This window comes from Bacillus sp. C30 (genome assembly GCF_040838255.1).
In the GTDB taxonomy this organism is placed as follows: domain Bacteria; phylum Bacillota; class Bacilli; order Bacillales; family Bacillaceae_G; genus Bacillus_A; species Bacillus_A mycoides.
On sequence record NZ_JBFPJH010000199.1, the window covers coordinates 1 to 6,109 of the forward strand.

Consider the following 6,109-nt stretch of genomic DNA (forward strand, 5'->3'; position numbering starts at 1 on the left):
TTAGTATAAAGTGTGTTTTTTGAATTATTTTCTTTTTGTATAAAACCCTTGCGTAATTCGGTCTAATATAATCGCAATCACGACGATAGCTAGTCCAGCTTCAAATCCCATTCCGATATTTACTTGTGTTACAGAGCGATATACATCGACGCCAAGTCCTGGCGCTCCTACAAGTGAAGCTGTTACAACCATTGATAACGAAAGCATAATACTTTGATTCACGCCAGCCATGATCGTTCCGGTTGCGAGCGGTAATTGTACTTTAAATAATTTTTGTGATGCGGTAGAGCCAAATGCATTCGCAGCTTCAATTAAATCTTCTGGAACTTGTCTAATTCCTAAGTCTGTAAATCTGATTGTCGGTGGCATAGCAAAAATAACGGAAGCAATAATGCCTGGTACGACGCCTACTCCAAAAAATGTTATCGCGGGAATGAGATAGACGAATGCCGGCATTGTTTGCATAAAATCTAATGTCGGCTTTAAAAATTTTGAGAAACGTTCATTTTGAGATGCTAAAATGCCAATGGGAATTCCGATAATAATTGAAATAATAACTGACGTAAGTACGAGCGCTAATGTTTGCATCGTTTGTGCCCAGTAGTTAATATTTAAAATAAATAATAATCCGATGAGCGTAAAAATGACTAAAGATAATTTCCTCGTTGTGTACCAAATGAGGAAACATAAGATGATAATCATCACCATGGCTGGTATTATTGTTAAAAAATTAGTGAGTAAATCAACAAATCCACCGATAATATAGGAGAATCCTCGGAACAAGCCTTCAAAGTGCTCATATAAACTTGCAACAAATGAATCGACCCATTCGCCTAATGGAATGCGCGGAATATTATTCATCGTCTTTCACCTCTTCCTCAATGTTACCTGCAAGAGCTTGAATGACACTTTCACGTTTAATAATTCCTCTCAACCTTTTCTTTTCATCAATTACGGGTAATGGATATTTCATCTCCGCCATTTTTGCATACGTTTCTTCCAGTAATGTATCTAGATAAACGTGTGGAATATCGTTAAGTAATAAATCAGCAATTGGCCATTGTTTTTTCATTGCTTTACTTGCATCATCCGCTGTTAAAATACCTAAAAACTCATACTTTTTGTTCACAACATATACCGTAGAAACACCTGCATTTCTCATAATTTGCAGAGCTACACGCGGCCCACGATCGATTAATAACGTTTCTGGCCTTTTTAAAATAGATTCTGCCGTAATTACTTTTCCTAAATTCACATCCGCCACGAATTTCTCTACAAATTCATTTGCAGGGCTCATCATAATTTCTTCCGGTGTTCCAATTTGGACAATTTCTCCATCTTTCATTAATGCGATACGATCACCAATTCGAAGAGCTTCATCTAAATCATGTGTAATAAAAATAATTGTTTTTTCCATTTTATCTTGTAACTCTAACAATTCATCTTGCATTTCTTTTCGAATTAGTGGATCTAATGCACTAAATGACTCGTCCATTAGTAATACATCTGGATTATTCGTTAGTGCCCTTGCAATTCCAACACGCTGCTGCATACCACCACTAAGTTGACTAGGGTAATTATCTTTATGATGATCGAGTCCTACTAACTGTAGCGATTCTAACGCCTTATTTTCTCGTTCCTCTACTGGAACTCCTTGAATTTCTAACCCGTACGCAACGTTTTGTATTACCGTACGATGTGGAAATAAAGCAAACTTCTGAAAAACCATACTCATTTTCGTCCTTCTTACTCTTCGCAATTCTTCTTTTCCCATCGTTGCGATGTCTTCACCATCTATGTATATATGCCCGGCTGTCGGTTTGATTAATTGATTTAGCATTCGAACTAGCGTTGATTTCCCACTACCAGACAAACCCATAATAACGAAAATTTCTCCAGTGTATACTTCAAACGTTGCCTTTTTCACACCAACGTTCATTCCTGTCTCCTTTAAAATTTCCGATTTGCTTTTTCCTTCTTTTAATAAGGTAAGCGCTCGTTGCGGATATTTCCCAAAGACTTTTGTTACATTTTCAACACGTACCTTTGTATTATCCATGTCACTACTCCTTTTCTACCCATCTATTTACATAGTGTTGCGATTTTACAGAGAAATATTACATAAAAATGACATATATAAGATTTCTTTAAAAATTCTTGTTTCCGTTCATAATAAGAAGGTTCACTTATAGATTAATTTATAAAAAGCAAAAGCTTCACAGGAGGTTTTGAATGCGAAAAAAAATATGGATTATAAGTCTGTTACTATTTATTAGTATGATTTTCACTTCTTGTAATGCAACAAATGCAAATTCGAAAGGAAAAATTAAACTTGGTGTAACAAGTTGGAAAGAAAATATCGCAACCGCAAATATGTGGAAAGTTTTATTAGAAGAAAAAGGCTATAAAGTTGAACTCATGTATTTAGAAAAAGCTGCGATATGGACTGGCGTCGCACGTGGTGATGTTGATGCGAATCTAGAAGTATGGCTTCCTGTTACAGATAAACCATTAAATGCCCGTTACAAAGATGACTTCGTCTTAAAATCAAAATGGTATGAAGGTACTGGGCTTGGTTTAGTCGTCCCTTCTTATGTGAAAAACGTTAACCGTATTGAAGATTTAAATGCACATAAAGATGAGCTAGATAATAAAATTGTTGGGATTGAACCTGGTAGTAGCCTAATGAATTTAACGAATAAAGCAATGAAGGAATATGATATAAAACTAAAACTTGTCCAATCTTCAGAAGCTGCGATGATGAGCGAACTAAAGAAGGCATATACGAAAAAGAAACCAATTGCTGTTACGCTTTGGAATCCTCATTGGGGCTTTTCAGAATTTGACTTAAAATATTTAAAAGACCCTAAGAAAGTATATGGTGAAAAAGATGACATTTATTACTCAGTTCGTAAAGGTTTCGAAAAAGATCATCCGGATATTGTGAAATACTTTGATCAATGGAAAATGAACGATGAACAACTTGGTACGTTAATGGTCATGTTAAATAAAACGAAAGATCCAGAAGAAGCTGCTCGAAAATGGATAAAAAAGAATCAAGCTTTAGTTGATGAATGGATAAAAGAATAAAGAATGACAAAAACAGGCTAGAGAATTTAGTATATTCTCTAGCCTGTTTTACGTTATTTTTTCTCAATAACTGCATCAACAATTCCATATTCCTTCGCTTCTACTGCCGTCATAAAATAATCTCTTTCTGTATCATGAGCTACCTTTTCTACTGGTTGCCCTGTTCGATCAGATATAATTTTGTTAATATCATGTTTTAACTTTAATATTCTTTTTGCTGTAATTTCAATCTCCGTTGCTTGCCCTTTTACACCGCCGAGCGGTTGATGAATCATGATTTCACTGTTAGGGAGCGCAAATCTTTTTCCTTTTGCGCCAGCTAATAGTAAAAGCGCACCAAATGATGCCGCAAAGCCCATACAAAGTGTTTGCACATCTGGTTTAATAAGGTTCATCGTATCTAATATTGCAAATCCCGCTGTCGTTGAACCACCCGGACTATTGATATACAGGAATATATCTTTTTCTGCATCTTCCGCTTCTAAAAACAATAATTGTGCTACTACACTGCTTGCAACTTGATCGTTAATTTCTGAACCAATCATAATAATTCGGTCTTTTAATAATCTTGAATATATATCATAGGAGCGTTCTCCTAATTTCGTTTGTTCTATTACGTAAGGAATTACACTCATTATAAATCCCTCCATCTGTTTTATGCCGCATTAAGCATACAACTGTAAGAAGAAGATTGTTTCATACTGAAGAATAACACTGGTTGTATTGATGGTAACTTAGTGAAATCTATTGTTGGGAGAAGTTTCGTCAACAATTCAGGTCTTTCTTCTCGAATAGAAGTTACAACGATTTCAACATCATCCGTGTACTCCACTATTTCAATGCCTTCTTCATTTACAGTTTTCAGCCTATTTCTACTCCTAAATAAAGATGCTTTCACTGCGCCTTCTGATACCGAACATACTTTAGCAATATCCGCGATACTATACTGAAAAACATCCTTCAATAATAAAATTACGGATTGTTGCACATTTAACGAAGACAATACTTTCCCTACCATTTCATGCAAATCTGCAATTTTCCCATGTGGTTCTTCAAATGTATTTTGCTGTTCTAACTTTTCTTGAACGGATTTTGATTTCATTTGATCTAACCATTGATTTCGAGCAATTTTATACAGAAGCGTTATACAAATTTCCTTCTCACTATACTTTTGAAGAACTTTGCAAATTGCTTCTTGGGCAAGGTCTTCCCCATCCCATTTGTTTTTCGTCAAAAACGTACAGTATCTTTTTACCTCTGCATAATGTGTAATTAAAAAATTTATATTTGAATGATTCATATCGATATGATCCTTTAAAACCTGAGTTACTTTTGTGCACAAAATAACCACTCCTTTTCAGCGCTTACTTAATAAACGATTGAACAAATAAAAAAGTTACGGGGCTTATAATTAATTTTATGTTTATGTTCATGAATACGGGTCATAAATATGTTATATAGCATTTTACATGAGGAGGAATCAATTTGCCAAAATTAACAGTTGAAGGTACCGGAACTTTCGATATTAAAGAAGGAACGAAATTAGTATTAGCACTTGAAGATAACGGTGTACACATTCTTCATCGTTGCGGTGGCAAAGCAAGATGTACAACTTGTAGAGTTGAAGTCATTGCAGGTGATTTTTGTGAGGCGACAAATGATGAAAAACAAGCTATTACGGAAAAAGGAATTGAAGACCACTTACGATTATCGTGCCAAATGCGTGTACATAAAGATATTACCGTTCGCCCTATACTTACAGTTGAAAATTCCGGTTTAGATGCTGGACCACGCCCAGCGGAGTAAAATGATGAATTTAAAACAGCTTGCAGGCGAATATGCTGCTGGCTTTGTAAGAGATGGTATGACGATTGGACTTGGTACGGGTTCAACCGTATATTGGACGATACAAAAGTTAGGTCACCGTGTACAAGAAGGGTTATCTATTCAAGCTGCACCGACATCAAAAGAAACTGAAGTATTAGCAAAACAATTATCTATTCCGCTAATCTCTTTAAATGAAATTGATATACTTGATCTCACAATTGATGGAGCAGATGAAATCAATAATGATTTACAATTAATAAAAGGTGGCGGTGGTGCATTACTTCGCGAAAAGATTGTTGCCACCTCCTCTAAAGAACTTATTATTATTGCAGATGAATCCAAACTCGTTTCACATTTAGGTACCTTTCCACTTCCTATTGAAATTATCCCCTTCTCTTGGAAGCAAACTGAAAAAAGAATTCAATCTTTAGGATGCGAAACGCGTTTACGTATGAAAGATGGCGGACCATTTATAACTGATAACGGCAATTTAATTATTGATTGTATTTTTCCAAACAAAATATTGAATCCAAATGATACACATACAGAGTTAAAGATGATTACCGGTGTAGTTGAAACAGGATTATTTATCAATATGACGAGCAAAGCGATCATCGGAACAAAAAACGGTATAAAAGAATATTAAGCATTTTAAAGGCTGACTTTTGCAAGTCAGTTTTTTCTTTTATAGCATTACAGTATGATATACTATGAAAACACATTCATATCACACTAGAAAGGGCTGAACAATTTGCAATCCAAACTCATAACAGAACTTACAGATTTAGAAACTGCCTTTCACATTCGAAAAGAAGTCTTTGTAAAAGAACAAGGTGTCCCACTTGAAGATGAATTCGATACATATGACCAAATTGGCGAGGCATGCAAACATATATTAGTTTATTATAATGAACTTCCTGTAGGAACTGGCCGTATACGATTCGTTGACGGAATGGGTAAACTAGAAAGAATTTGTATTTTAAAAGACTATCGCAAATACGGATTAGGCAAAGTAATCATTCAAAAGTTAGAAGAGATTGCTCGTAACAAAGAAGCAAACAAAGTTAAACTACACGGTCAAACACAAGCTGAAGGGTTTTATGAAAAATTAGGCTATCAAACTTCTTCCGACGTATTTATGGAAGATGGAATTCCACATATTCTTATGACGAAAGTGTTATCATAATAGAAA

At 35.1% G+C, this 6,109-nt stretch carries 8 protein-coding genes; 4 read left to right on the plus strand and 4 right to left on the minus strand.

Annotated elements, in window-relative coordinates; all coding sequences use genetic code 11:
• Positions 1–24: 24 nt before the first annotated feature.
• Positions 25–861 (minus strand): ABC transporter permease, encoded by an 837-nt coding sequence (locus AB3X49_RS16115; RefSeq protein ID WP_367963310.1) that lies wholly within the window; start codon positions 859–861, stop codon positions 25–27.
• On the minus strand, positions 854–2,059 hold the full coding sequence (locus tag AB3X49_RS16120; RefSeq protein ID WP_367963313.1) for a quaternary amine ABC transporter ATP-binding protein: 1,206 nt from the start codon (positions 2,057–2,059) through the stop codon (positions 854–856). Before AB3X49_RS16120 ends, AB3X49_RS16115 begins: the two co-directional genes overlap by 8 nt.
• A 173-nt stretch (positions 2,060–2,232) precedes the next feature.
• On the opposite strand from AB3X49_RS16120, the gene AB3X49_RS16125 reads away from it, so the two are divergent.
• Positions 2,233–3,090 (plus strand): glycine betaine ABC transporter substrate-binding protein, encoded by an 858-nt coding sequence (locus AB3X49_RS16125; protein WP_367963315.1) that lies wholly within the window; start codon positions 2,233–2,235, stop codon positions 3,088–3,090.
• Between the two features lie 53 nt (positions 3,091–3,143).
• Here AB3X49_RS16125 and clpP read toward each other — a convergent pair whose 3' ends face one another.
• Positions 3,144–3,725 carry an ATP-dependent Clp endopeptidase proteolytic subunit ClpP gene (gene clpP, locus AB3X49_RS16130; protein WP_002136712.1) on the minus strand — a complete coding sequence of 194 codons (582 nt, stop codon included), beginning with the start codon at positions 3,723–3,725 and terminating at the stop codon, positions 3,144–3,146.
• Positions 3,726–3,745: 20 nt separating this feature from the next.
• Positions 3,746–4,432 carry an RNA polymerase subunit sigma-70 gene (locus AB3X49_RS16135; protein WP_367963318.1) on the minus strand — a complete coding sequence of 229 codons (687 nt, stop codon included), beginning with the start codon at positions 4,430–4,432 and terminating at the stop codon, positions 3,746–3,748.
• Positions 4,433–4,575: 143 nt separating this feature from the next.
• Between AB3X49_RS16135 and AB3X49_RS16140 the strand changes: the two genes are divergently transcribed.
• The 3 genes from AB3X49_RS16140 (at position 4,576) to AB3X49_RS16150 (ending at position 6,103) form a co-directional block, all read left to right on the plus strand.
• Positions 4,576–4,896, plus strand: coding sequence for a 2Fe-2S iron-sulfur cluster-binding protein (locus AB3X49_RS16140; protein WP_001125405.1), 321 nt, complete (start codon positions 4,576–4,578; stop codon positions 4,894–4,896).
• 4 nt (positions 4,897–4,900) lie between these two features.
• Positions 4,901–5,563, plus strand: a complete 663-nt coding sequence (gene rpiA, locus AB3X49_RS16145) for a ribose 5-phosphate isomerase A (protein ID WP_002136714.1) — start codon at positions 4,901–4,903, stop codon at positions 5,561–5,563.
• A 105-nt stretch (positions 5,564–5,668) separates the two neighbouring features.
• Complete coding sequence (locus AB3X49_RS16150; protein WP_002189834.1) at positions 5,669–6,103, plus strand: GNAT family N-acetyltransferase; 435 nt, start codon at positions 5,669–5,671, stop codon at positions 6,101–6,103.
• Positions 6,104–6,109 lie beyond the last annotated feature (6 nt).